The sequence below is a fragment of the Paraplanobispora siamensis genome, from assembly GCF_016863175.1.
Lineage (GTDB): Bacteria > Actinomycetota > Actinomycetes > Streptosporangiales > Streptosporangiaceae > Planobispora > Planobispora siamensis.
The window spans coordinates 16,259-38,909 of the sequence record NZ_BOOJ01000083.1 but is presented as its reverse complement, the minus strand read 5'-3'; the positions used below and the strand labels follow the sequence as shown (position 1 = coordinate 38,909).

Sequence of the window (22,651 nt, the reverse complement as noted above, 5' to 3'; positions counted from 1 at the left end):
CCCGCGGCGGTCAAGGCCGCCACCGCGGCCCAGCCCGTCGCCGCGGCCGCCGCCGCGCAGCCCGCCGCGGACCGGTCCTCCGACGCGACCACCACGGCCTCCGTCGTCGCCCTGCCCGGCGGCAACTCGGCCACCACCCCGGCCGACAACCCGGCCGGCGCCCCCGCCGGATTCGTCGTCGGCGGCCTGCTCATGGCCGTCGGTGCCGCCTACGCCGGTCGCGGGTTCCTGCGCGAGCGCCTGTCCGCGCTCCGCGGCTGAGCGCGCCACGTTCTTCCCTGCGAGATCGCCCTTTCCGCCGATCTCTCACACGACGCCAGTGGGCCGTCACCGGATTCCGGTGACGGCCCACTGGCGTTCCCGCGACCGGGCGCCGCCGTACGGCGTTCACGGGCTCAAGTGTTTACGGCGTAAACACTTGAGGGTGTTCACCGTGCGAAGGCCTCGGAGTGTTTACGCCGTAAACACTCCCGATCTCCCTCAGCGGGCCACCGCCATCGACAGCAGCTCCACCAGCTTCTCCAGGTCCTCCTTCGACAGCCGGGCCCGCAGCTCGGCCGCGATGGCCGCGGGCGGGCCCAGCGGGATGACCCCGTAGTCGCCCGTCTCCGCGAAGAACCGGTCCCGGCGGGCCGTACTCCTCGAAGTGTTTACGCCGTAAACACCCTCCCCGCTCTGGGCCCCGCTCTGGGCGCCGTTCCCGGCGGACGGCCGGGACCGCTCGGCGGGCGGCGGCGGAGCCTCGACCGGCGGCGGAGCCACCGGCATCGCCTGCTCCTCTGGCGGGAGCTTGCCGATCTCCCGGGCGTCCTCCACCCGCAGCTCGCCGTCGGCCAGGGCCTGCTGCAGCTCGGGGATCAGCTTGAGCAGGATCAGCCGCTGCGACCCCCACCCCGCGGACTTGCCCACCTTCCGGCAGGCCTCCCGCAGGGAGATCTCCCGCAGGTCCATCAGGCGCTGCAGGGCGCGTGCCTCCTCCAGAGGCGTCAGGTCGTCCCGCTGGAAGTTCTCGATGAGGGTGCGCTCCTCGGCGGAGTCGGCGGAGTCGCGCACCTTCACCGGCACCTCAGTCAGCCCGGCCAGCGCGGCCGCGTGCCGGCGGCGGTGGCCGTGCTGGATGACGTACGGCCGGTCGCCGATCTGCTCGGCGTGGTGCGGATAGACGCCCAGCCAGACCTCGCGGGGGACCACCACGAGATCCTGCAGCAGGCCCTCGTCCCGGATCGTGTCGGCCAGGCCGTCCAGGTCGCGCAGGCTGTCACGGGGGTTGTCGGGGTTGTCGGCCAGGTCCTCCAGGCGCACGGTCTGCGGCCACTTCGGCGCCTGCGGGACCGCGGCCTCCGCGGTCTCCGGTCCCGTCTCGGCCGGCTGGCCGACCATGAGCGCCGCCAGGCTCGTCCTCTTGCCCGCCATCAGGCCTTCCCGTTCCCGTTCCCGTTCCCGTTCCTCAGCTGACCGTGCTCCAGCGCGAGCCGGTAGAAGTCCTCGCGGGCCTCCATCGCGACCCGGTTCTTGGGGTACTGGGTGACGACCATGCCCTCGGCCGACGCACGAGAGTGGATCTTGTAGTGCCGGATGACCGTGTTGGCCAGCGGCCAGCCCTGGTTGCGGACGAACTGCAGGGTGTCGTCCAGATCGGCGCGGCCGTCACGCGGATCCCAGTTGTTGGCGACGACGAGGTAGGGCAGCTTTCGGGGCTTGACGACCTTCTCGATCGTGTTGAAGGTCGGCTGGAAGGCCAGCGGCTCCGGCTCGATCGGGACGATCACGTCGTCGGCGTTGTCGAGTACGGCGCGCAGCGCCTCGGCGGCCTTGCCGTCCCCCAGGGGGTCCTCGGCCGAGGCCCCGTCCGACAGGTCCAGCCAGCCGGGGGTGTCCACCCACACATCGGTGACGTGCGGGATGTGCCGGAGGTTCGCCAGTCCGGCGATGTCGTCGTGAGCCTGGACGAAGTCGAAGGGGAGCGCCTCCCCCACTCTCTCCGACCACCAGACGGCCGAACCCTGCGGGTCGATGGAGACCGTGACGACCGGGGGGTTCTCCCCCGCCACTCCCCCGACGGTGTCGGCGGTGACGGCGGCGAGGTTGACGGCGAGCGTGGACTTGCCGACGCCGCCCTTCTGGTTGAGGACAACATGCACTCTGGCCACGTGGGGCTCCTGTTCCGTGTGCTTCCCGAGGTGGTACTTCGGATCAGGAGGCCAACTATCCCAGATGATCATAGTGTTTACGGCGTAAACACCCCCCGGCGCGCCCCGTATGGCGCGGCCGTACCTCCGCAAAGCCCTCACCCGTCGCAGCCACCGGCCGATGGGAACCCTTACCGACGTCCGGCACCCACGGAGTTCCACGAGGGAGCGCCCGCCGGCGGCGAACGGCTCATGGAGGAGCTTCCTTGAACACGTCTCACCCGCGGCGGCGTGCCGCGGCCCGTAATCGTGCCACCGGTCTGCTCGCGGCGATCGCCCTGACCTCCGGCGGCCTGGCCGCCACCGCCGCACCCGCCCAGGCCGCCCCTCTGCCCGGGTGCGCCGCGATCGGGTTCAGCCCCGCCCCCGACACCTCTCTCAGCGACGCCCCCCGCATGGTGGTGGCGACGAAGGTCAACGCTGATGCCACGCCCGACCTCGTCGTAAGCGTCTGGCAGCCCACCGGCGCCTCCGTCCAGGTGATGATCGGCAACGGCGACGGCACCTTCGACCCGCCCGTCACCGTCCACACCGGATCCGGCTCCGCCTCCCGCTTCGCGGTGGCCGACTTCGACGGCGACGCCGTCAACGACCTGGCCGTCCCCGACGCCGGCGACCAGCTCCTGACGATCCTGCCGGGCAACGGCGACGGCACCTTCGACTCGCCCGTCATCGGCTTCGCCTCCGCCGTGACCATGGCCGTCGTCCCCGGTGACTTCGACGACGACGGCGACCAGGACCTGCTGTCCATCGGCGGCGGCTCCTCCACGGAGCTGCTGGTCGGCAACGGTGACGGCACCTTCCAGATGCCCGTCGTCGCCGGCCCCGCCGCGTGGAGCGCGGACATCCTCGTCAGGGACTTCGACGGGGACGGTGACGACGACGTGGCCTACGCCACCAGCGGCCCGCCGACGAGCAACTCCGTCGAGGTGCGGCTCAGCAACGGCGACGGCACCTTCGCCCCGGCCGTCTCCTACCCCGGGGACTCCTACCCCGAGGGCCTCACCGCCGCGGACTTCAACCGGGACGGGAAGACCGACCTGGCCTTCCTGGTGCCCTCCGGCGGCACGGCGCACGTGCTGACCGGCAACGGCGACGGCACCTTCGCCCCGGCCGTCGCCCACACCGTGGGGCCGGACATCGACACCGTCACCTCCGGCGACTTCAACAAGGACGGCAAGCCCGACCTGGTCGTGCTGCACGACACGTTCCCCGGCACGCTCTCCCTGCTGCTCGGCAACGGCGACGGCACCTTCAAGCCGCCCGTTCCCTTCAACGCGGGCAGCGGGTCCGGCCGGGTCGTGGCGGCGGACTTCAACGGCGACGGCGCACCCGACCTGGTCATCCCGCGCGTCACCAGCCACGCGCTCTCGATCGTGACGACCGTCTGCATACCCGCGTCCACGCCCCCTGCGGTGCCCCCGGTCAAGCCGAATCCCACCGTCAAGCCCAAGCCGACCGTCGAGCCCAAGCCCGCGGCCAAGCCCAAGCCGGTTCCGGCCGTCAACACCAAGGCGAAGGCCAAGGCCAAGGTGCAGCTCAAGAAGATCAAGAAGATCAAGGGCGGCGGCGTCGCGTAACCCGGCACCGCCGTACGGCTCTCGCCCGGCAGGCGGAACAGTCACCTTCCAGGTCTCCGTTGGACGCTCCAGCGGAGGCCTGAAGTGTTTACGCCGTAAACACCTCCGGCGCCTGTACGGCTCCCACGCATGAGGAGTGTTTACGGCGTAAACACTGAAAAGCGTTCAGGGTGAGCGCCATGTACAGGATGGACACCTCAGGTATCGTGGTCGCATGACCAACGAGACGCTCGGCATCGTCGAGGCGCGCAAGAGGCTCGGTCCTCTGGTGGCCCGCGCCGTACACGGTCACCAGCCCACCACGATCACCCGCTCCGACGAGGAGCGCGCCGTCCTCATATCCGAGGAGGAGTACGAGGAGCTCCTGCGGTTGCGCCGGGAGCGGGAGATCGCGAGCGTCGCCGCGGCGATCGCCGCCCGCAAGCGCGGCGAGCTGCCCATGCACGGCTACAGCTCTCCGGAGGAGTTGTACGCCGACCTCGGCCTGCCCGTTTCGGGCGAGCGCTCTTGAAACGATCCCTCGAACTCGCCGACGCCGTCCGCGAAGCCCTGCGGGAGACCGCTCCGGGCCTGCGCATGCTGATCGCCGACACCCTGCTCGATCTCACCGAGGATCCCGAACCTCTGGGCGCCCGCCCCTACGGGGGCATCCCCGGCGCGTTCGAGCTGCGCACCGACACCTTCCGCCTCGTCTACACCCACGACCCGGACCACGTGTCGATATGGGTCCTCCAGGTCAACACCTGACCGTCCCGCTGCCACGCCGTACCGCCCGAGCGGTGCCTGGAGTGTTTACGGCGTAAACACCCCGACTCTGCGACGGAGAAAAACGTCCGGTGAGCTCCTCTACAGGAAGGCCGCAACACCCTGTGGCCTGCAATGCATCTGCACTACGCTCAGCACATGGATAACGAGCCCTTCCCGGCGGAGTTGCTTGCCGAGGCCCGACAGTGGATCGCTGAGACCGGCCAGGACATGACCCCTGCCGAGTACATCGCTCGGGCTCTCCACCGGCAGATGCAAGAGGACTACCGAGCCGCCAAGGAGCGTGAGGCGCGTCGCATCGAGGCCATCCGCGCATCCAACCCCGAAGGTTTCGCCGCCGGTGAGCGCCGTGCTGAAGAGCTCATCGCCAAATACTCCGGACGAGCCACGGCGTGAGTGCCAAGTTCATACTCGACACCTCCCTCATCACCGCTTATGCGCAAGGACACGACCAGGCGGTCGGCATGGTCCACGTGATCAAACGCCAGGTCCCCGGAGGTCTCCTCCTGCCTGTCACGTCGGTGATCGCCGCACGGGCCCGCCTTACAATTGACCAGCGCGAATACCTCGATGCAGAGCTCCTGGCCCGTAATCCGCAACCCGGCTCCGATGAGATCGTCGTCCGGCTCGGCGTCGGCTATGACCCTGTCAAGGTCGATCTCGATGGAGATGCCCAGAGAGGGATCTCCGGCACGTGGGCGGATCTCGGGGTCGACACGGTGCCGATCGACGTGGCCGAGGCAGCCTATTGGGGAAACCGAACCGACCGTACCGTGCTGACCCTCGCCGGCAAGTACATCTGGCGACCTATCCTGACCGACCTGCCAGGGGTGAGCGTCGAAGATCTCCAGGACGGCCCGCCTGAGAACTGGGGCTGAGATGGACGTTGCCGACGAAATCTCCGATCAGATGATCACCACGTCGTTGCGGCTGCCCAAGCCGGTGATGGACGCGGTACGCGCCCGGGCAGCCGAGCGCGGCATCAAGCCGACCGCACTGATCCGTGAGGCGATCGTTGCGAGCCTGGCCGACGATCAAACCATGATCCCTGTCAGTGTGCTGCTCGCGGCGGCGGAGGAATACCGCAAACGGCAATCCGTCGCCTGATACTCCCGTGCTGCGGGATGAGGCCGACGGCAGGTGTTTACGGCGTAAACACTCCGGCCGCCCGTCAGAGGCCGACGCCGTGCATGGGGTTGTGCTTCCAGCGGTCGACGTCGCGGATGTACTTCAGCAGCTCGCTCGATCCGTCGCGCCAGCCGCCGTGGCGGCCGATGGATACCAGGTCGGCGCCCGCGGTGTAGGCGCCGGTGGCTCCGCCGGCGCGCAGGCTGTGGGCGCTCAGGTCGTCGACGGCGAGGCCGGCGCGCCGGGCGGCGCGGGTGAGGATCGTGCCGATGGTGTGGCCGCTGAGGCGGCCGTCGGCGGGACCGCTGCCGGAGGGCCTGGCACCCGGGACGCCGGCGATGACGCCGTGGCGGTCGATGCGGCGCAGCAGCGGCCCGGAGGTGGAGCCGCGCTCGGCCAGCAGGGACCGCCAGGCGCGCAGGGTCCGCACGGGACAGGTCAGCGGGTCCGAGCCGTAGGGGACGGCGACCCGCCGGCCGGTCGCGGCCCGGTCGGTCTTGGACCTGCGCACGGTGACCAGCAGACCCTGCTCGACGTCGGCCACGTCGCCCAGGTCGAGACCCGCCAGCTCGCTGCGGCGGGCCATCATGGCCCAGCCGAGCACGACGGTCAGGCGGTCGCGCAGGTCCGTCGCGGTGCCGGTGTCCAGGGCCGCGGCGATGCGCCGCAGGTGGGAGACGGCCAGCGCGGCGGCCTGCCGCTGGTTGGGCATCCCGGCTGCGGCCCGCTCTCCCCGGTAGGCCTTGCGGACGGCGCGGGCGGCGGTGGTGTCCGGCGGCAGGAGCCCGTTGATCCGGTGCGCGGTGCGGATGCCGGCGATGGCGCGGGTGATGGTGGCCGGGGCCTTGCCCTCGTCGGCCAGGGCGGAGACGTACTCGGCGAGCGTCTCGGCGGAGGCGGGCAGCGCCGTACGGCCGGCCCGGGCGCACCAGGCGGTGAAGCGGTTCCAGTCTCCGGCGTAGGCGCGGCGGGTGGTCTCCGGGACGCTGGCCGTGATGCGGGCCGCTGTCGTCGCCGAGAGCGTCGCGTCGGTTCCGGTCACGGCGGTCCCCCGGACGGCGTCGTCCCGGACCACGGCGGTCCCCTGGATCACGTCGCCCCGGCGCTCGACGTCTTCGCGTGCGTCACCGACCACCACGACCTCCCGTGCCGTCCGCCGTACCCGCACCGCAGTCTGCCAGGCGGAGCCGACAGTGATCTGAGGAAGCCGGCCGCCCGGCGCCTCGGAGTGTTTACGCCGTAAACACTCCGGAGCCCTCAGAGCACCCGGCGGTGTTTACGGCGTAAACACTCGGAGGGCGCGCCGAGAGTGGGCGATCCCACCCCACCGCCCGGAGCAGGGGAGCTCAGGTTCCTCTCTCCTCCGCCGATGCGTGTTCAGAGAAGTATCGATCACGGAGGATTGGCATGCGTCGCGTCAGAATCGGAGTACGGCTGGCGGGAGCTTTCACCGCCCTGCTGGTGCTCCTCGCCGTGGTCGCGGTGATCGCCTTCTCCGCGATCCAGGACCAGCGGAACACCGCCGCGCAGGTACGCGACCTGCAGGTGCTCACCAGCCAGGCCAAGGAGATCAAGTTCTACGCGGCCAGCATGAGCGGCTGGCAGAGCGCCTACATCACCGACGTCCACCGGCTGGGCGCCGACCGGGCCTTCGGCGGCGACTCCGTCAACTACAAGGCCTGGGAGCAGGAGCGCAAGCGCTTCGAGAACTTCGTCTCCCAGGTGGCCACCGACGTCATGACCACCTCCGAGCGCGGGCTGTTCGACCGGATCACCGCCGAGTCCGAGACGTACTTCGCGACCAACGACGAGATCGTCGAGATCTTCCGCAAGGACACCCCCGAGTCCCTGTGGGAGGGCGACCAGCTCGCCACCATCGACAGCTGGAACACCTACTACCGGATCCTGCGCGCCTCCCAGCAGCTGGCGCAGTCCGTCGACCAGCGCAGCCAGCAGGCCGTGGAGGCCTCCGCGGACGCGGCCGCCTCCGCCCAGCGGGCCATCACGGTCGGTACGGCGCTGGCGCTCCTGCTGGGCGTCCTGCTCGCCTTCACCGTCACACGCAGCATCGTCGCCCCCGTCACGGCGGCCCGGGACGCCCTGCGCACGGTGGCCCGCCGGGAGCTGAACGTGGAGCTGCCGACCCAGGGCCAGGACGAGCCCGCGCAGATGGCGGTGGCGCTCAACGAGGCGCTCTCGGCGGTCCGTTCGGTCGTCACCGAGGTGGCCGGTCACGCCGGCACGCTCGCGGAGATGTCGACCGAGCTGGACCAGGTCACCAGCACCTTCGCCGACAGCGCCGCCCAGACCTCCGTTCAGGCCGGGGCCGCGGTGCGGACCTCGCAGGAGGTGAGCCAGAGCGTGCGCGACGTCGCCGACGGCTCCCGCGAGATGGGCGGCGCGATCGAGGAGATCTCCAGGAACGCCTCGGACGCGGCCCGGGTGGCCGCCGAGGCCGTGGTCGCCGCCGAGTCGGCCAACACCACCGTGGCCCAGCTGACCTCGTCCTCCTCCGAGATCAACCACGTGGTCAACCTCATCACCTCGATCGCCGAGCAGACCAACCTGCTGGCCCTCAACGCCACCATCGAGGCCGCCCGCGCCGGCGACGCCGGCAAGGGCTTCGCCGTGGTCGCCCACGAGGTCAAGAACCTGGCCCAGGAGACCGCCTCGGCGACCGACGAGATCGGCCGTCTGGTGCAGGCGATCCAGAACGACAGCACCGCCGCGGTCGGCGCCATCAACAAGATCAGCGAGGTCATCTCCGGGATCAGCAGCTACCAGCTGACGATCGCCAGCGCGGTGGAGGAGCAGACCGCGACGACGAACGAGATGAACCGCAACGTGGCCGACGCCGCCGCGGGAGCCACCCGCATCGCGGACAGCATCGCCCTGGTGGCCTCCTCGGCCTCCGAGGTCGACGCCGACATCACCCGCTCGCGTCAGAGGGTCGCCGAGCTCAACAGCGTGTCCCAGCGCCTGCGGGAGGCCGTCGGTCAGTTCCGCCACTGACCCGGCCGGCCGGGGTGTCCACGCCGTGAAGGGTCCAAGTGTTTACGCCGTAAACACCCGGGCGCTCACGCCGTGAACACCGGCGGGTGTTTACGGCGTGAACACCCGCGAGTGTTTACGCCGTAAACACTCCGGCGTCCCGCAGCCCCGTCCCACCAACCGAACAGATCGATCCGAACCCGTCGTCCACGACGAGAAGGAAGACCACAGTGCGCTACAGGAGCATGGCCGTGCTGGCCGCCGTGGCCGTCACGGCCCTCGCCGGGTGCGGCGCCGAGCCGGAACCGGCTCTGCGCCTCGCCGCCGCCGAAACCGACGGCCTCGGTCTGGAGCAGGTGCGCGTCGGGCTCGCCTTCGACCAGGGCGGCCGGGGCGACAAGAGCTTCAACGACGCGGCGGCCGCGGGCCTGGACCGGGCGAAGAAGGAGCTGGAGGTCGACGGGGTCGAGGTCACGCTCTCCGAGGAGACCGAAGAGGAGCGGGCGACCAAGCTGCGCGAGCTGGCCAAGGCCGGGCGCAACCCCGTCATCGCGGTCGGCTTCCTGTACGCCAAGGCCGTCCAGACGGTCGCCGCCGAGTTCCCCGACACCACCTTCGCCATCGTCGACGACGACTCCTTCAGCGCTCCGAACGTGGTCTCCCTGGTCTTCGCCGAGGAGCAGGGCTCCTACCTCGTCGGAGCCGCGGCAGCCATGAAGTCGCAGTCCGGCCGGATCGGGTTCATCGGCGGCGTGCGCATGCCGCTGCTGCAGAAGTTCGAGGCGGGCTTCACCGCCGGCGCCCGCAAGGCCCGGCCGGGTGTGCGGGTCAGCGTCGACTACCTGTCCACTCCCCCGGACTTCAGCGGTTTCGGCGTCCCCGACAAGGCCAAGAAGATCGCCGAGCGGATGCTCGCCGACGGGGTGGACGTCGTCTACACCGCCGCCGGAGCCTCCGGCGCCGGTTCGCTGCAGGCCGTCGCCGCCCGCAAGGGCACCTGGGCCATCGGAGTCGACTCCGACCAGTACCAGACCGCCGAGCCCGGGGTCCGCGACTCCATCCTGAGCTCGATGATCAAGCGCGTGGACAACGCGGTCTTCCAGGAGATCCAGGCCTTCATCAAGGGCGACCGCGCCGGAGGCGTCAAGCGCTTCGACCTCAAGACCGACGGCGTGGGCTACTCGGTCTCCAACGCCAAGGCCGTCAGCGAGGTGCAGCGCAAGGTGGACAGCATCCGCCAGCAGATCCTCGACGGAGCCGTCACGGTTCCCACCAAGCCCTGAGCCGGGCGCTGAACCGAGTCCTGGCCCGGTCCCCGCGCCGGGTCTCCGCCCGGCAGGTGTTTACGCCGTAAACACCTGCCGGGGTCCGCTCGCGGCGCGCCGTACCTACTCTTCATGAGGTACGGCGGGCCCGCGGCGATCTCCCGGAGTGTTTACGGCGTAAACACTCCGGCCGTTCGCCGGGCCGGGGCCCTCAGGCCAGGGAGTCGATCCAGCGCTCCAGCCGGCGGCCTTCGACGGCCATCAGCTCGGGGTCGCGGAAGGTGTTGGTGAGCAGGGATATGCCCTGGTAGGCGGCTATCAGGGCGACGGCGAGCTCGCGGGAGTCGTCGCGCCCCATCTCCCGGAACTGCAGCTCGGCCCAGTCGAGCAGTGCCCGCATGACGTCGGCGATCGCGCGGTCGAGGCCGTCGTCGCGCTTGTCGAGCTCCGAGGCCAGCGTCCCGGTGGGGCAGCCGAAGCGGGCGGCGAGTTCGCGCTGTTCCACCCAGCCGTTCAGCAGGGCCTTGAGCCGCTCCTGGGGGGTGGGCAGCCGATCGAGCGAGGCGGTCATCTCTCCCAGGTCGCGCCGGTGCGCCTCGATCGCCGCCTCGATGAGCTGGTCCTTGGTCTTGAAGTAGTAGTAGACGTTGCCCACCGGCACCTCGGCCGCCTTGGCGATGTCGGCCAGCGTCGTCTTCTCGACGCCCTGCTCGTGCAGGATCCGCACGGCGGCGGCCGCCAACCGTTCCCGCTTGCCCGGCCGCCGGACCCCTGTTGAGTCAGTCACCTGACTAACTCTAGACGTACGGCGGGACCGCCCGCTATGGTCCCTCTTAGTTAGTCAACTAACTCAGACAGGGGACACATCATGATCGTTGTGACGGGCGCGACCGGTAACGTCGGGCGGGAGCTTGTCCAAGTGCTTGCTTCAGCAGGGGAGAAGGTGACCGCGATCTCCCGCACGCCGTCGCCGGTCCCGGCCGGGGCCCGGCACCTGCCGGCCGACCTCACCGAACCCGCGGGCCTGCGGGAGGCCTTCGACGGCGCCGGGGCGCTGTTCCTGCACGACACCGGCGCCGGGCACCTGCTGGACCCGGACGCCATCCTCGGCATGGCGGAGGCCGGCGGGGTCGCACGGGTCGTGCTGCTGTCCTCCCAGGGCGTCGCGACCCGGCCGGAGTCGGCCTCCCACGGGGCCACGATGCGCGCCATCGAGGACGCCGTACGACGGTCGGGCCTGGACTGGACGATCCTGCGGCCCGGCGGCTTCGCCTCCAACGCCTACGCCTGGGCCGAGCCGGTCCGCGCCCGGCGCGCGGTCGCCGCCCCGTTCGGGGACGTCGGCCTGCCGGTCGTCGACCCGGCCGACATCGCCGAGGTGGCCGCCGCGGCCCTGACCCGGGACGGTCACACCGGGCAGGTCTACGAGCTGACCGGGCCCGCCCTCAGCACGCCCCGGCAGCGGGCCGAGGCGATCGGCGACGCGATCGGCGAGCCGGTCCGGTTCGTCGAGCAGACCCGTGAGGAGGCACGCGCGCAGATGCTGGCGTTCATGCCCGCACCCGTGGTGGAGACGACCCTGGCCATCCTCGGCGAGCCCACCCCCGCCGAGCGGCGGATCAGCCCCGACGTCGAGCGGGTCCTCGGCCGGGCGCCGCGTGCCTTCGCCGACTGGGCGGCGCGCAACGCCGCGGCCTTCCGCTGAGCCCGCAGCGCGCCGGGGGCCGGGTCCGGACGGGAAGACCCGACCGCGTTCGTCCGCCGCGGCGCGCTCCGGCTCCCGGCCGCTCACCGGCCGGGGCGCACACGTCAGGAGCAGGCGCGCATGATGTCGGCCAGTTCCTCCGGGCGCAGCGGCGGTTCCGGCAGGGGGCGGGCCGCCGTGGCCCGCAGGCCGTCCAGCATCAACGCCAGGTGGCGGCGCCAGGCCTGCGGCCTGACGCCGGCTGTGGCCTCGACCGTGCGGGCGGTCCCCCAGGTCACAAAGGCCATGTCCTCCAGGGTGACGTCGTCGCGTAGCGCCCCGGACTCCCGCGCCCGGTCGATGATCCTGACCATCAGCTCATAGCCGCGCGCGTGATCCTCGGTGGGGGGCGCCTGCGGGAGGCGGCGGGAGACCAGGTCGTTGTATCCGCGGTCGGCGGCCTGCAGTTCGCAGACCCGTTCCAGGAAGTGGACCAGACCCGCCCACGGGTCGGCTATCGCCAGGGCGTGCTCGGCGATCTCGGCCACGGTCGCGACGCGGTCGGCGAAGACGGCCTCGACCAGGTCGGCGCGATCGGGGAAGTGGTTGTACAGCGTGCCGCTGCTGACCCCCGCCGTGCGGGCGATCTCGTCGAGGGAGACGTCCAGGCCGCGGGCGGCGAACAGCTCGCGGGCGGTGGTGACCAGCAGGTCGCGGTTGCGCTGCGCGTCCTTCCTCAGCGGCTTCGTACGGGGCGGCATGAGCCGATCCTACCTAAGTTGACCGTACTCCCAACTTATGCGTACGCTCAAATAAGTTGAGAGTACGGTCAACTTATTGGGATCCCGTCGAAGGAGCTGACCCCCGCATGCCCAAGACCCTTGCGATCTTCGGTGCCGGCCCCGTCCTGGGCCTGTCCGTCGCCCGCCGCTTCGGCCGTGAAGGCTTCCGCGTCGCGCTCGTCGCCCGTACCGCCGCCAACCTCGACCGCCTGGTGGCCGAGCTGGCCGCCGACGGCATCGAGGCGGCGGGCTTCACCGCCGACGTCTACGACCGCGACCAGATCGCGGGCGCCGTCGCGGCCATCAAGCGCGCCTACGGGCGCATCGACGTGGCGGAGTTCAGCCCGGGCGGCGGCGACATGGGCGAGGGCATCCAGGCCGCGCTCGACGTCGACGTCGAGAACACGCAGCTGATCCTCGACCGCTTCCTGCTGTCGGCGGTCGCCCTGGTCCGGCAGGTCCTGCCTGACATGGTCGAGCGCGGCGAGGGCGCGATCCTGTTCACGGCGGGCCAGTCCGGCCTGCACCCGACCCCGTTCCTGGGCAACATCGGCATGGCCCAGGCCGCGCTGCGCAACTACGTCCACACGCTCAACGCCTCACTCGCGGACAAGGGCGTGTACGTGGGCGCCGTCAACGTCGGCGCCATGATCGAGGGCAGCGTGCCGCACCGGGCGATCACCTCCTCGCCCGAACCGCTCGGATTCGAGCCGGAGGTGATCCACCCCGACGTGTTCGCCGGCCACTTCTGGGACCTGTACGCCATCCGCGACCGGCCCGAGGCCCTGGTCGGCTCCTTCGGCCGCTGACCGCCTCTGCCCGAGGAGGCAGGTCAGGGGGCCGCGGCCGCGTTCGGCCCGCCGGGGGCCGCCTGACCGCCGGGCGTGATGACCGGCAGGAGAGCGGGGCGCTTGGCCGTACGGCCGTCGCCGGAGGAGCGCCCGCGCAGGCGGCGGCCGATCCACGGCCCGGCGAACGAGGCCAGCCAGCGCGCCTCGGTGGCCGCCGCCTGCCAGGGGGCCGGCGCGGGCAGCGGCGGGAGCGGGTCCATCCAGGTGCCGTCGCTGCCGGGCAGCTCCAGCGCGTGCGCCAGCGCGGCGGCGATCACGGAGTGGCCGTGCGGGCTGGCGTGCAGCCGGTCGGCGCTCCATACCCGCGTGTCGGTGACGGAGGTGAGCGGGAAGGTGTCGATGACGGTCACGCCGTGGCGGGCGGTGGCCTGGCGGATGCGGGCGTTGAGGTCGAGAACCCTGGGCAGCAGCCGCCGCGCGAGCGGGACGATTCTGCCGATGTCGGGGAAGGTCACGGTGACCACGTGCGCCCCGGAGGCGGTCAGCGCGGCGAACATCTCCTCCAGGGCGCCCGCCACCTCGGCCGCGTCGAACCGGGGACGGATGAGGTCGTTCATACCGGCCATGACCGTGACCAGGTCGGGGCGCAGCTTCAGGGCGGCCTCGAGCTGCTCGTCGCGGACCTGGGCGGCCAGGCGGCCGCGTACGGCGAGGTTGGCGTAGAGCAGATCGGGATTGAGCAGGGCCAGCTGCTCGGCGAGCCGGTCGGCGAAACCGCGGTGTCCCCGCACGTCGTCGCCGTCGCCGAGCCCTTCGGTCTGGCTGTCCCCGAGGGCGACGTAGCGGTGGTAGATCGTCACGGCAGCGTTCCCTTCCCGCCTCGCGCGGGCTCGTCTCGTGCGCTCTCGTCTTGCGCAGTCTCGTCTCGTACGGCGCGCTCGCTCAGCGTCCGCGCCGTCTGCAGGCACCACTCGCGCATCTGCCGCTCCAGCCGGAGCCCGCCCAGGCAGGTGAGGTACGGGCCGACGCGTTCGCCCCGGCGCAGGAACTCCTCCTCTTCCAGCCCGCCCCGCAGGCGCACGAGCATCTTGTCGAACAGCTCGAGCTTGGCCGCGGCCTCGGCGGCGCGCTCGTGGAGCTGGGCGATGAGGGGTTCGGGATCGAGCAGGTCGCAGGCGTGGACCTTCACGATCAGGTCGTCACGGATCAGCAGGGGTTTGGCCGGCGCCGCGGCGAAGGCGGCCAGCTCGGCCAGACCGGCCCCGGTCACGGTGAACATCCGCTTGTCGGGGCGCCCCTGCTGGACCACCCTCCGGCCTGTCAGCAGGCCGTCGCTCTCCATCTTGGCCAGCTCGGCGTACAGCTGCTGCGGGGTGGCGTACCAGAAGTTGGAGACGCCCACGTCGAAGACCTTGGTCAGCTGGTAGCCGCTGAACTCGCCGTCCAGCAGTGCCGCCAGCACCGCGTGCCGCAGAGCCACCGCTAGCCATACTCAAAGAATTGATTAGTCATGGGGTTGACTATAGGAGGGAGGGCCGGCAGGGGCAAGATCGGGCTATCCGCGGGTCGCGGGCGGCCAGCCGTGTCCCCAGCCGCCCTGCACCATGGTCTGGAACGCCCACCCGTCCGTGGTGCGCACGAGGAGGTCGGCGTAGCGCATCGACTGCCGCCGCCCCTCCACGACGACCGTCGCCTCCGTCTCGACCAGCACGAGGTTGGACGTCAGGAAGTGCGGTGTCCGGACGGACTTCATCTCCATGTCCCCCGTACCGCCGCCCATGACCTCGGTCATCACCTGAATGAACTCCTCCCGGTCCCACTGGCGCACGGCGGCGAACCCGCCGGGCACATCGGTGGCGAGGTTGAGGGGGAAGACCGCCAGATCGGCGATCTCCCTGACGGCGCCCCTCGCGGCCAGCGCGTCGTATTCGGCGAACCAGGCCTCGACGCCGGCGAGGTCCTCGGCGCTCGGGGTGAACGCCTGCTGGCCGTACTCGGTCTCCTGCTGCATCGCGGCTCCTTCGGTTGGGTTCCGTACACTGTACCGTACGTCGTACGGGGTGGCGAACGGAAATAACCGCCGGGGTTCCGGTTGGGGTGTCCCGCCTCATTGATCACGAGGTATGCCGACGGAGCTCACTGCGGCGCCGCGGAACCACCGGGACCCGGTGCCGGCGGATAGTCGCCGGGAGGCCCGGAGCGGCCACGAGACACGCGGTCCAGCTGGACCAGGCCCACGCTCTGCGCCAGCCCGGCCGCCACCAGGATGAAAGGCGTTGCCGGCTGCCACGACGGAACCCCTTCTCCGTAGTCCGGCGAATCGAAGAGACTCGACCGGTTGAGGCAGGCCACAGCGAAGAGGAGGGCGTAGAGCACGGCGATGACGCCGACCAGAGCCAGGAGACCGTTCCGTCCTCGGCCGCGCAGCACCGGGAGAAGAACACCGGCGACGACCGGGGCGAGGCCCAGGACTCCCGCCGCGAGGGTGATCCGCCACGTCAGGCCCCATGCGTTCGCGGCCACGAAGGTCATCCCGTCGCTCATCGCGCCGGGCTCTTCTCTCCACTCCGGCCCGCGCAGCTGCGCCTCCTCGCCCTTGCGGATAGCCACGTAGTTGAGTCCCGCGTACACCGCTGCCAGCACCGGCCCGAGGGCCAACAGGACGACGCCGCCCCTGGTGTCGGCCGAACCCGCAACTCCATGCAACTCGAGCCGCCTCCTGTCCTGTGCCGGTTATCGCATCCGGCTCCAGCCTCACGCACTCTCATGAGACAGACCAGTGGGCTGGCCGGTTCGGGAAGGGGGCGGCGCGACACCGGAGCCCGCTGCAGGGCTGATTTCTGAGTTGCGTTAACGAGGGGTTATCGCAACTCAGACGTGTGATGGCAAAAGCTTTCGCGTGACTCAATTTACTTAAGCGAAGCGCGAAAGCTTTTGATTGAACGGGTTCAACGAGGCCGACGTGCCGGGAGGTTCACCGCACCCGGGTCAGCAGGCGCAGCTCTTCGCGGACGATCGCGCGGATGCTCTGCGGGGTGGAGTTGTCCGGGTAGGTCACGGTCTGCAGCGTCTCAGCGGCCGGGGTCGGCGCTGCGGGTGGCCGCCCGCTGCCGCCACTGCTCGATGACCTGCCGGAAGGCCTCGCTCATCAGGAGGATGAGTTCGGCGGAGGACTCGAAGCGGGCGCCCGCCGGGGTCGTGACCCCGAGGATCTCGGCTCCGCGCCGCGATGCGGCCTCCAGGGCCTCGTTCATCTGCAGGGACGCGAGGATGGACCGGAGCCAGATCTCGTCGTCGAGGACATAGCGCTCGCGCCGCGCGCCGGGAGGGCGCTCCCGCCTGAGCATCCCCTGCTGTTCGAGGAAGGCGACGGCGTGCGAGATCGACGCCGGGCTGACGCGCAGCCGCTGGACCAGGTCGGCGGCGGTGAGGGTGCCGGAGTCGGTGATGTACAGGCACGTCAGCACCCTGGCCTCCATCCGGGGCAGGCCCTGCCGGATGAGGAGATCGGTGAAGGACTCCGTGAACTCCCGCACCGCCTGAGGATCACGCCCGTGGGCGCCGTCGGAGGCCGGCGGCGCCGGAGGCCGGGCCTGCCTGTGCCGGCGCGCACGGTGCTTAGTCGCCTCCTGCGCCCGCTCCGCCCCGTAGCCGTCGGGCCCACCGTTGCGGGTGACCTCCCGCATGACGGTCGAGGCGGGCCGCCCCAGACGCCGGCCGATCTCCGCGTATCCGAGCCCTTCGGCCAGCCCCGCAGCGATGTGCCGACGGTCCTCGTCGGTGAGTCTGCCTCCGGGCATCGGTGCTGGTCTCCTGTCTGCCGCCATGCGCGGAGCCCGACGCCCGCACACCCGCTGCACAGTATGCATTCACTCGGATCTCATTGCAATGCAATCCTGGTCGCCCATTGCATTCAGCTTCATATCCATTGCAAAGGAAGCCATCTTCTCTAGGATTATCAGGGGAATCTGGCTCATTAACTGTTGACTGATTTATGAATGCAATGTAACTTCGGATGCGTTCAGAGATTCCCGAACAACGGCGGACGCCGGTGAGGAGATTGACGATGACGAACGGCAATGGCGGTTTCTCCGAGGCGGGGCTGCGCAGGGTGCGCGAGGTGCTGGCGCGGTATGTCGACTCCGGGAGGATCCCCGGGCTCGTCGCCCTGGTCAGCCGGGGCGGTGAGACGCACGTCGAGGCGATCGGGACGATGCACCGTGACGGTGACGCGCCGATGCGCCGGGACACCATCTTCCGGATGGCCTCGACGTCCAAGCCCGTGGCGATGGCGGCGGCGATGGTCCTACTGGACGAGTGCAGGCTGCGGCTGGACGACGTGGTGGACCCGTGGCTGCCCGAGCTCACCGGCCGCCAGGTGCTCAGGCGGATCGACGGCCCGCTGGACGACACCGTGCCGGCGCGGCGGCCGATCACCGTGCGGGACCTGATGACCTCCACGTTCGGGCTCGGCATGGACCTGACGTCGCTGGGCACCCCGATCATGAACGCGATCTTCGAGCGGGGGCTCACGCCCAACCTGCCGGTGCCGATGCCCGAGCCGGAGGAGTGGATGCGCCGGTTGGGCGAGCTGCCGCTGATGCACCAGCCCGGAGAGCACTGGCAGTACCAGATCAGCAACGATCTCCTCGGTGTGCTGGTGGCCAGGGTCACCGGCCAGTCGTTCGAGGCGTTCCTGCGTGAGCGCATCTTCGATCCGCTGGGGATGAAGGACACCGCCTTCCACGTGCCCGCCGACAAGATCTACCGGCTGCCGACCCTGTACGCCCCCGACCCGCAGACCGGGGAGTTCCACGTGTGGGACGAGGCCAAGGGAGGACGCTGGAGCGAGCCTCCGGCGTTCCAGGGAGGCGGCGGCGGGCTGGTCTCCACCGTCGACGACTACCACGCCTACTTCCGGATGCTGCTCAACGGCGGGATGCACGGGAGCGAGCGGATCCTGTCCCGGCCCGCCGTCGAGCTGATGACCACCAACCGCCTCACGCCCGAGCAGAACGCCGCCCGCAACGCCCTGGCCACCGGCAACGTCCACGTGTCGTTCGGCCAGGGGCAGCACGGCGGCTGGGGCTTCGGGATGGCGGTGCGCGCCTACCGCGGCGACTACGCGCCCGTCGGCCAGTTCGGCTGGGACGGCGGCAGCGGCACCACGACGTACGCCGACCCGGCCAACCGGCTCACCGGAATCCTGCTCACCCAGGTCGGGCTGTCCGTCCCGGACCCGGCGCGGCTGATCCACGACTTCTGGACCACCCTCTACCAGGCGATCGACGACTGACGCCGAGCCCGCGCGGTGGCCGCCCCGGCATCCGGGGCGGCCATTGCGACGTCAGGCCGGGCTCAGACGCTGGTGACGATGTTCATCGACCAGTCGACGGCCGTCAGGAAGGCGTGGGCCAGCTGGGCCGTCTCGTCCTCCGGGTCGGGCATCTCGCCCTGCTCGTAGGCCTTGGCCGTGGTGACGACCGAACCCAGGGGGCCGTGCTGGCCGATGAGGGCGGCCGACACGTCCGTGCTGAGGGACAGGTGGGAGACCAGCTCCTGCGGGGGCACTCCCAGCAGGTCGGCGATGCCGCTCAGCAGTCCGACGGTGAACGCCTTGTCGCTGGGCAGGCCCAGGGACCTGGACAGCAGCTGGCACAGGCGGGCCCGGGTGAGGATGTGCGACATGCGTTCGGTGTCGACGCCCTGGCCGTCGTCGACCACGTCGCTCAGGAGCATCAGCGTCACCCAGTGCCGGAGGCGTTCGGTGCCCAGGACCATGATGGCTTCGTTGATCGAGGCGATCCGGTGCCACAGCCCGGCCGCCGCGGAGTTGGTGGCGCGCAGGATCCGGTAGGACAGCGCGGGGTCGGCGGTGACGATCGCCGCCACCTCTTCGATGTCGGTGTCCTGGTCGGCGAGCTTGCTGATCAGCTCCAGGTGGCGCAGCCGGCTGGGCGCCAGCGTGTCCAGCGACAGCACCCGGGGCTTGCCCAGCAGATAGCCCTGGAACAGCGTGAAGCCGAGCTCCTTGGCCAGCTGGAGGTCGGCCTCGGTCTCCAGGCGTTCGGCCACCAGGCGCAGGCCCGGGTAGGCGTGGCAGGCCTCCACGCGTGACCGCAGCAGGTCGGGGTCGACCCCGGAGACCTCGATCTTGACGTAGGAGGCGATCTCCAGCAGGCGTTCGTGGTCGTTGCCGAGCACGAAGTCGTCGAGCGCGATGGCGAAGCCCTGCTCGGCCAGCTTCCGCACCCCGGCGATCACTTCTTCGTCGATGTGGATGGTCTCCAGGACCTCCAGCACGACCGGTCCGGAGTCGAAGGGCAGCGGCAGCTCGCCGACGAGGAACTCGCGCGTCAGGTTGATGAAGCACAGGTGGGAGCCGGTGAGCCGTTCCAGGCCGAACTCACTGAACGCGTTGACGATGACCTGGCTGGTCGCCTCGGCACCCCGCGCGGTGGCGCCCTGTGCCCGGGAGTGGGAACGGAAGAGCAACTCGTAGGCCACCAAAGCGCCTGTCGTGTCATGAATCGGCTGCCGGCCGATATGGATCCGGTGCCAGCCTGTGTCGACAGGAGTGTCGGCGGAACGCATGCCATGTACATCGTCGGCCGGAGGCGGCATGTGAGGAATCTCCTGGAAAGAACATGGTTTCGGGGCCCTCAGGCCGGTGGAGGCGACGCTGACGGGCCGGCCCCCGGAAACATTGTTACCCTGGTCGTTCGATCTGTTACCCTCCGTCGCGTTCCGGGGATGAGGATCGGGTGATCCTGTTCAGAACGGTGCGATGGCCTCTCTCAGAGCGGGCCCGTACATGTGCCGGTGAGCCGGGCGCGGTACGGCGGGCAGGCGGCCGATGCCCGTGACGCCCGTGCTGGGCCGTACCGCCGCGTTCGCCGCGCTGTACCTGGTCATGTCGTACCTGGGCCGGATGACCATGATCGACAAGTCGAGCCTGAGCCTGGTGTGGCCCGCCGCCGGCGTGGCGGTGCTGTGGTTCCTGGCCCAGCGCCACGCCGGCCGCCTGCGCTGGCTCGACGTCGCGGTCTTCTCCGCCGCCACCTTCTCGGTGAACGTGGTGACCGGCGCCTCCGCGATGCTCGCCACGAGCTTCGTGCTGGCGAACCTGACGCAGGTGGGGGTGTTCCTCCTGCTGTTCCGGCAGTTGCTGCCCGAGGTATGGCGCGCCCCGGGCTGGGGACGGCTCGACCGGGTGCGCGACATGTGGATGCTGCTGCTCATCGCGACCCTCAGCACGGCGTGCGGCACCGCCGTCGGCCCGACGGCGGTCTGGCTGCTCGGCGGTCAGTGGACGTGGATGTCCGCAGCTGTCTGGATGATCCGGAACGTCGTCAGCATCGTGCTGATCGGCGCGGTCGGCATCCGCCTGAGCTACCTGTTCGGCGCCCGCGGTCCGCGCGCCCCCTCCGCTCTGCGGCAGCTGCTCCGCGGGGCCAACGCATGGAAGATCCTCGAGGTCGTCGCCCTGATCGGGGTGTCCGCCGCGGCGTACGTGGTGGCCTTCGCCCTCAACCACGGGCTTCCGCTGGCGTTCCCGCTGCTGACGGTGACGGTCTGGGCCGGCCTGCGCTTCGGCACGACCCTGGTGGTCCTGCACGGCCTGTTCACCGGGGCGGCCGTCGTGCTGTTCACGCTGAACGGGCACGGCCCGTTCGCCACCATCGAACTGCCCGCCGTGCGGGCCGTGGTGGCGCAGGTGTTCGTCGGGCTGGTCGCGATCGTCGGCCTGCTGATCGCGCTCGGCCGCGACGAGCGCGACGCCCTCGTTCAGCGGCTGGCGACCGCCGAGAAGGCCGCCTCCCGGCAGGCCAGGCTCCTGAGCACGATCGTCAACTCGATGAACGACGGCCTTGCGGTGGTCGACGCCCGCGGGCGCTTCTTCATGAGCAACCCCGCGACCCGGCGCCTGCTCGGGTGGGCCGACGATCCCTCGGACGTCTTCTCCAGCGGGCATGGCGTCCTGCATCCCGACGGCAGTCCCGTCTCCGCGCAGGAGATGCCGCACCGGCGGGCCCTGGCCGGGGAGACGGTCGAGGGCATGGACATGCTGGTACGCAACCCGGACGGCGGGGAGAGCCGCATGCTCAACATCAGCGCGATCCCGCTGCCGTCCGCCGAAGGCGACAGGGCGATCGTGGTCCTGCACGACGTCACCGCCGAACGCCGGCACCGCGACGAGCTGGCCTCCTTCGCCGGCGTCGTCTCCCACGACCTGCTCAACCCCCTGACCACCATGGAGGGCTGGACCGACATCCTCGCCGACACCATCACCGAGGACCTGTGCGCCGAGGACACCGAGCAGATCAAGGCCAGCATCACCCGGATCAAGCGGGCCACCGCCCGCATGCGCAACCTGATCCAGGACCTGCTCGCCCACACCACCGCCCGCGACGCGGCGATCGCGCCCGTACCGGTGTCCCTCAACGACGTCGTCGAGGACGTCGTCACCGCCCGCAGCGACATGCCCGGCGGCCACACGCCCCGCTTCCACCTCGGCGACCTGCACGCGGTCCAGGCCGATCCGGCGCTGCTGCGCCAGTTGATGGACAACCTGATCGGCAACGCGGTCAAGTACACCGCTCCCGGCAGCACGCCGGAGGTCACCGTCACCTCCTGCCCGCAGGACCCGGATCTCGTCCGGGTCGAGGTCGCCGACCGCGGCATCGGCATCCCTCCGGGCCAGCATGAAGTGATCTTCGAGAACTTCCACCGCGCCCACGCCAAGGCCGGCTACACCGGCAGCGGTCTGGGCCTGGCCATCTGCAAGCGGATCGTCGAACGGCACGGCGGCACGATCGGCGTGGAGGACAATCCGGGCGGCGGGTCGCTCTTCCACTTCACCCTCCCGGCCGCGCACGCAGACCCTCCGTCCCCGGAGTCCCGCAGGACGGCCTCCTCCCGGGAACGCGAAAACCCCCGGCCGGAACCCTGAAGGGTCCCGCCGGGGGCTTCGAATGCCCTGGGAAGTCCGGGAGAGGTCCGGGATCAGGCCGGCCGGTCTCCTGGAACACTGCGGCGGTCCGAGCCGGTCGAGGCTGACGACCGCCGCGCCGGCACGCGGGGATGTGCCGGCGGGTGCGGGCTCACTCCGCGTTCGCGGACAGGCTCGGCTTCTGGTTGATCCTGTGTCGCTCGTCGACCACGTTGACATACGGGTGACGGGCCATCAGAACAGGCTCGTGACGCTGGTAGTGGTGGCCGCAGAACAGCAGGTCACGGTTCCGGCCGAAGACGACGCGGACGAAAGCCTGCGCGCCGCACTGATCGCAACGGTCGGCGATCTTCAGCGGGTCGCCCTGCAGGACCCTCTCTGCGGTGATCGTCATAAATTCAACCCCTAACCGTTGATTACGGTCTCTATGGTCGGTCCGTCACATAATCGGCTGTTCGAGGCGGCAGTTGAGCACGTCCGCCCCGTCCATCAGCCGATTCGCGTTCGCGGGCGGCCTGTATGG

Annotated in this window: 25 protein-coding genes; 13 read left to right on the top strand and 12 right to left on the bottom strand. The window is 70.5% G+C overall.

From position 1 onward, the window contains the following. Positions 1–261, top strand: a 261-nt coding sequence (locus Psi01_RS40050) for a hypothetical protein (RefSeq protein WP_204069422.1), incomplete at its 5' end; no start/stop codon positions are given. A gap of 219 nt (positions 262–480) precedes the next feature. On the opposite strand, the gene Psi01_RS40045 is transcribed toward Psi01_RS40050, so the two are convergent. Continuing rightward, entirely contained in the window at positions 481–1,413 is a 933-nt protein-coding gene (locus Psi01_RS40045) for a ParB/RepB/Spo0J family partition protein (RefSeq protein WP_204069421.1), read from the bottom strand. Further along, positions 1,413–2,150: a ParA family protein gene (locus Psi01_RS40040; RefSeq protein WP_204069420.1), complete on the bottom strand. Its 738-nt coding sequence runs from the start codon at positions 2,148–2,150 to the stop codon at positions 1,413–1,415. The genes Psi01_RS40045 and Psi01_RS40040 overlap by 1 nt, the downstream gene beginning before the upstream one ends. Before the next feature lie 245 nt (positions 2,151–2,395). On the opposite strand from Psi01_RS40040, the gene Psi01_RS40035 reads away from it, so the two are divergent. From Psi01_RS40035 to Psi01_RS40010, 6 genes are all read left to right on the top strand, one after another. Next, positions 2,396–3,769: an FG-GAP-like repeat-containing protein gene (locus tag Psi01_RS40035; protein WP_204069419.1), complete on the top strand. Its 1,374-nt coding sequence runs from the start codon at positions 2,396–2,398 to the stop codon at positions 3,767–3,769. Between the two features lie 214 nt (positions 3,770–3,983). After that, positions 3,984–4,280 carry a type II toxin-antitoxin system prevent-host-death family antitoxin gene (locus tag Psi01_RS40030; RefSeq protein ID WP_204069418.1) on the top strand — a complete coding sequence of 99 codons (297 nt, stop codon included), beginning with the start codon at positions 3,984–3,986 and terminating at the stop codon, positions 4,278–4,280. Continuing rightward, positions 4,277–4,516: a type II toxin-antitoxin system RelE family toxin gene (locus tag Psi01_RS40025; protein ID WP_204069417.1), complete on the top strand. Its 240-nt coding sequence runs from the start codon at positions 4,277–4,279 to the stop codon at positions 4,514–4,516. The genes Psi01_RS40030 and Psi01_RS40025 overlap by 4 nt, the downstream gene beginning before the upstream one ends. A 156-nt stretch (positions 4,517–4,672) precedes the next feature. Next, on the top strand, positions 4,673–4,930 hold the full coding sequence (locus Psi01_RS40020; protein WP_204069416.1) for a hypothetical protein: 258 nt from the start codon (positions 4,673–4,675) through the stop codon (positions 4,928–4,930). After that, positions 4,927–5,412 (top strand): hypothetical protein, encoded by a 486-nt coding sequence (locus Psi01_RS40015; protein WP_204069415.1) that lies wholly within the window; start codon positions 4,927–4,929, stop codon positions 5,410–5,412. The genes Psi01_RS40020 and Psi01_RS40015 overlap by 4 nt, the downstream gene beginning before the upstream one ends. A gap of 1 nt (position 5,413) precedes the next feature. After that, entirely contained in the window at positions 5,414–5,641 is a 228-nt protein-coding gene (locus Psi01_RS40010) for a hypothetical protein (protein ID WP_204069414.1), read from the top strand. A gap of 64 nt (positions 5,642–5,705) precedes the next feature. Here the strand turns inward: Psi01_RS40010 and Psi01_RS40005 are convergent, their stop codons facing one another. Further along, on the bottom strand, positions 5,706–6,797 hold the full coding sequence (locus Psi01_RS40005) for a site-specific integrase (RefSeq protein WP_239128396.1): 1,092 nt from the start codon (positions 6,795–6,797) through the stop codon (positions 5,706–5,708). 272 nt (positions 6,798–7,069) lie between these two features. Here Psi01_RS40005 and Psi01_RS40000 point away from each other — a divergent pair, with 272 nt between their 5' ends. Beyond that, a complete protein-coding gene (locus Psi01_RS40000) occupies positions 7,070–8,674 on the top strand; it encodes a methyl-accepting chemotaxis protein (RefSeq protein WP_204069413.1) in 1,605 nt (534 codons plus the stop codon). A gap of 209 nt (positions 8,675–8,883) precedes the next feature. Beyond that, the gene (locus tag Psi01_RS39995; RefSeq protein WP_204069412.1) at positions 8,884–9,936 is read left to right on the top strand and encodes a BMP family lipoprotein; all 1,053 of its coding nucleotides are present in this window, start codon (positions 8,884–8,886) and stop codon (positions 9,934–9,936) included. 193 nt (positions 9,937–10,129) lie between these two features. Here Psi01_RS39995 and Psi01_RS39990 read toward each other — a convergent pair whose 3' ends face one another. Further along, positions 10,130–10,705: a TetR/AcrR family transcriptional regulator gene (locus Psi01_RS39990; protein WP_239128395.1), complete on the bottom strand. Its 576-nt coding sequence runs from the start codon at positions 10,703–10,705 to the stop codon at positions 10,130–10,132. Positions 10,706–10,786: 81 nt separating this feature from the next. Between Psi01_RS39990 and Psi01_RS39985 the strand changes: the two genes are divergently transcribed. Then, positions 10,787–11,623, top strand: a complete 837-nt coding sequence (locus Psi01_RS39985) for an SDR family oxidoreductase (protein ID WP_204069411.1) — start codon at positions 10,787–10,789, stop codon at positions 11,621–11,623. Positions 11,624–11,727: 104 nt separating this feature from the next. On the opposite strand, the gene Psi01_RS39980 is transcribed toward Psi01_RS39985, so the two are convergent. Further along, a complete protein-coding gene (locus tag Psi01_RS39980; protein WP_204069410.1) occupies positions 11,728–12,363 on the bottom strand; it encodes a TetR/AcrR family transcriptional regulator in 636 nt (211 codons plus the stop codon). Between the two features lie 107 nt (positions 12,364–12,470). Here Psi01_RS39980 and Psi01_RS39975 point away from each other — a divergent pair, with 107 nt between their 5' ends. Then, positions 12,471–13,193 carry an SDR family NAD(P)-dependent oxidoreductase gene (locus tag Psi01_RS39975; RefSeq protein ID WP_204069409.1) on the top strand — a complete coding sequence of 241 codons (723 nt, stop codon included), beginning with the start codon at positions 12,471–12,473 and terminating at the stop codon, positions 13,191–13,193. Positions 13,194–13,216: 23 nt separating this feature from the next. Here Psi01_RS39975 and Psi01_RS39970 read toward each other — a convergent pair whose 3' ends face one another. The 5 genes from Psi01_RS39970 to Psi01_RS39950 form a co-directional block, all read right to left on the bottom strand. After that, positions 13,217–14,029, bottom strand: a complete 813-nt coding sequence (locus Psi01_RS39970; RefSeq protein WP_204069423.1) for an SGNH/GDSL hydrolase family protein — start codon at positions 14,027–14,029, stop codon at positions 13,217–13,219. Between the two features lie 2 nt (positions 14,030–14,031). After that, a complete protein-coding gene (locus Psi01_RS39965; protein WP_204069408.1) occupies positions 14,032–14,655 on the bottom strand; it encodes a PadR family transcriptional regulator in 624 nt (207 codons plus the stop codon). A gap of 75 nt (positions 14,656–14,730) precedes the next feature. After that, entirely contained in the window at positions 14,731–15,186 is a 456-nt protein-coding gene (locus Psi01_RS39960) for a nuclear transport factor 2 family protein (protein ID WP_204069407.1), read from the bottom strand. A 125-nt stretch (positions 15,187–15,311) separates the two neighbouring features. Further along, positions 15,312–15,881: a hypothetical protein gene (locus Psi01_RS39955; protein ID WP_204069406.1), complete on the bottom strand. Its 570-nt coding sequence runs from the start codon at positions 15,879–15,881 to the stop codon at positions 15,312–15,314. Between the two features lie 365 nt (positions 15,882–16,246). Then, entirely contained in the window at positions 16,247–16,975 is a 729-nt protein-coding gene (locus tag Psi01_RS39950) for a GbsR/MarR family transcriptional regulator (protein ID WP_204069405.1), read from the bottom strand. A 266-nt stretch (positions 16,976–17,241) separates the two neighbouring features. Between Psi01_RS39950 and Psi01_RS39945 the strand changes: the two genes are divergently transcribed. Next, the gene (locus tag Psi01_RS39945; RefSeq protein ID WP_204069404.1) at positions 17,242–18,471 is read left to right on the top strand and encodes a serine hydrolase domain-containing protein; all 1,230 of its coding nucleotides are present in this window, start codon (positions 17,242–17,244) and stop codon (positions 18,469–18,471) included. A gap of 62 nt (positions 18,472–18,533) precedes the next feature. On the opposite strand, the gene Psi01_RS39940 is transcribed toward Psi01_RS39945, so the two are convergent. Next, the gene (locus Psi01_RS39940) at positions 18,534–19,769 is read right to left on the bottom strand and encodes an EAL and HDOD domain-containing protein (protein WP_275424654.1); all 1,236 of its coding nucleotides are present in this window, start codon (positions 19,767–19,769) and stop codon (positions 18,534–18,536) included. 262 nt (positions 19,770–20,031) lie between these two features. On the opposite strand from Psi01_RS39940, the gene Psi01_RS39935 reads away from it, so the two are divergent. Then, positions 20,032–22,128, top strand: a complete 2,097-nt coding sequence (locus Psi01_RS39935; RefSeq protein ID WP_204069402.1) for a sensor histidine kinase — start codon at positions 20,032–20,034, stop codon at positions 22,126–22,128. Positions 22,129–22,279: 151 nt separating this feature from the next. On the opposite strand, the gene Psi01_RS39930 is transcribed toward Psi01_RS39935, so the two are convergent. Further along, complete coding sequence (locus tag Psi01_RS39930) at positions 22,280–22,522, bottom strand: DUF7455 domain-containing protein (protein ID WP_204069401.1); 243 nt, start codon at positions 22,520–22,522, stop codon at positions 22,280–22,282. Positions 22,523–22,651 lie beyond the last annotated feature (129 nt).

Coding starts and splice junctions, on each gene's coding strand:
- Psi01_RS39940 (WP_275424654.1), bottom strand. CDS start 19,769: ATGCGTTCCGCCGACACTCCTGTCGACACAGGCTGGCACCGGATCCAT.
- Psi01_RS40020 (WP_204069416.1), top strand. CDS start 4,673: ATGGATAACGAGCCCTTCCCGGCGGAGTTGCTTGCCGAGGCCCGACAG.
- Psi01_RS39930 (WP_204069401.1), bottom strand. CDS start 22,522: ATGACGATCACCGCAGAGAGGGTCCTGCAGGGCGACCCGCTGAAGATC.
- Psi01_RS39945 (WP_204069404.1), top strand. CDS start 17,242: ATGACGAACGGCAATGGCGGTTTCTCCGAGGCGGGGCTGCGCAGGGTG.
- Psi01_RS39985 (WP_204069411.1), top strand. CDS start 10,787: ATGATCGTTGTGACGGGCGCGACCGGTAACGTCGGGCGGGAGCTTGTC.
- Psi01_RS40030 (WP_204069418.1), top strand. CDS start 3,984: ATGACCAACGAGACGCTCGGCATCGTCGAGGCGCGCAAGAGGCTCGGT.
- Psi01_RS40045 (WP_204069421.1), bottom strand. CDS start 1,413: ATGGCGGGCAAGAGGACGAGCCTGGCGGCGCTCATGGTCGGCCAGCCG.
- Psi01_RS39960 (WP_204069407.1), bottom strand. CDS start 15,186: ATGCAGCAGGAGACCGAGTACGGCCAGCAGGCGTTCACCCCGAGCGCC.
- Psi01_RS39980 (WP_204069410.1), bottom strand. CDS start 12,363: ATGCCGCCCCGTACGAAGCCGCTGAGGAAGGACGCGCAGCGCAACCGC.
- Psi01_RS40010 (WP_204069414.1), top strand. CDS start 5,414: ATGGACGTTGCCGACGAAATCTCCGATCAGATGATCACCACGTCGTTG.
- Psi01_RS39935 (WP_204069402.1), top strand. CDS start 20,032: ATGCCCGTGACGCCCGTGCTGGGCCGTACCGCCGCGTTCGCCGCGCTG.
- Psi01_RS39950 (WP_204069405.1), bottom strand. CDS start 16,975: ATGCCCGGAGGCAGACTCACCGACGAGGACCGTCGGCACATCGCTGCG.
- Psi01_RS40000 (WP_204069413.1), top strand. CDS start 7,070: ATGCGTCGCGTCAGAATCGGAGTACGGCTGGCGGGAGCTTTCACCGCC.
- Psi01_RS39975 (WP_204069409.1), top strand. CDS start 12,471: ATGCCCAAGACCCTTGCGATCTTCGGTGCCGGCCCCGTCCTGGGCCTG.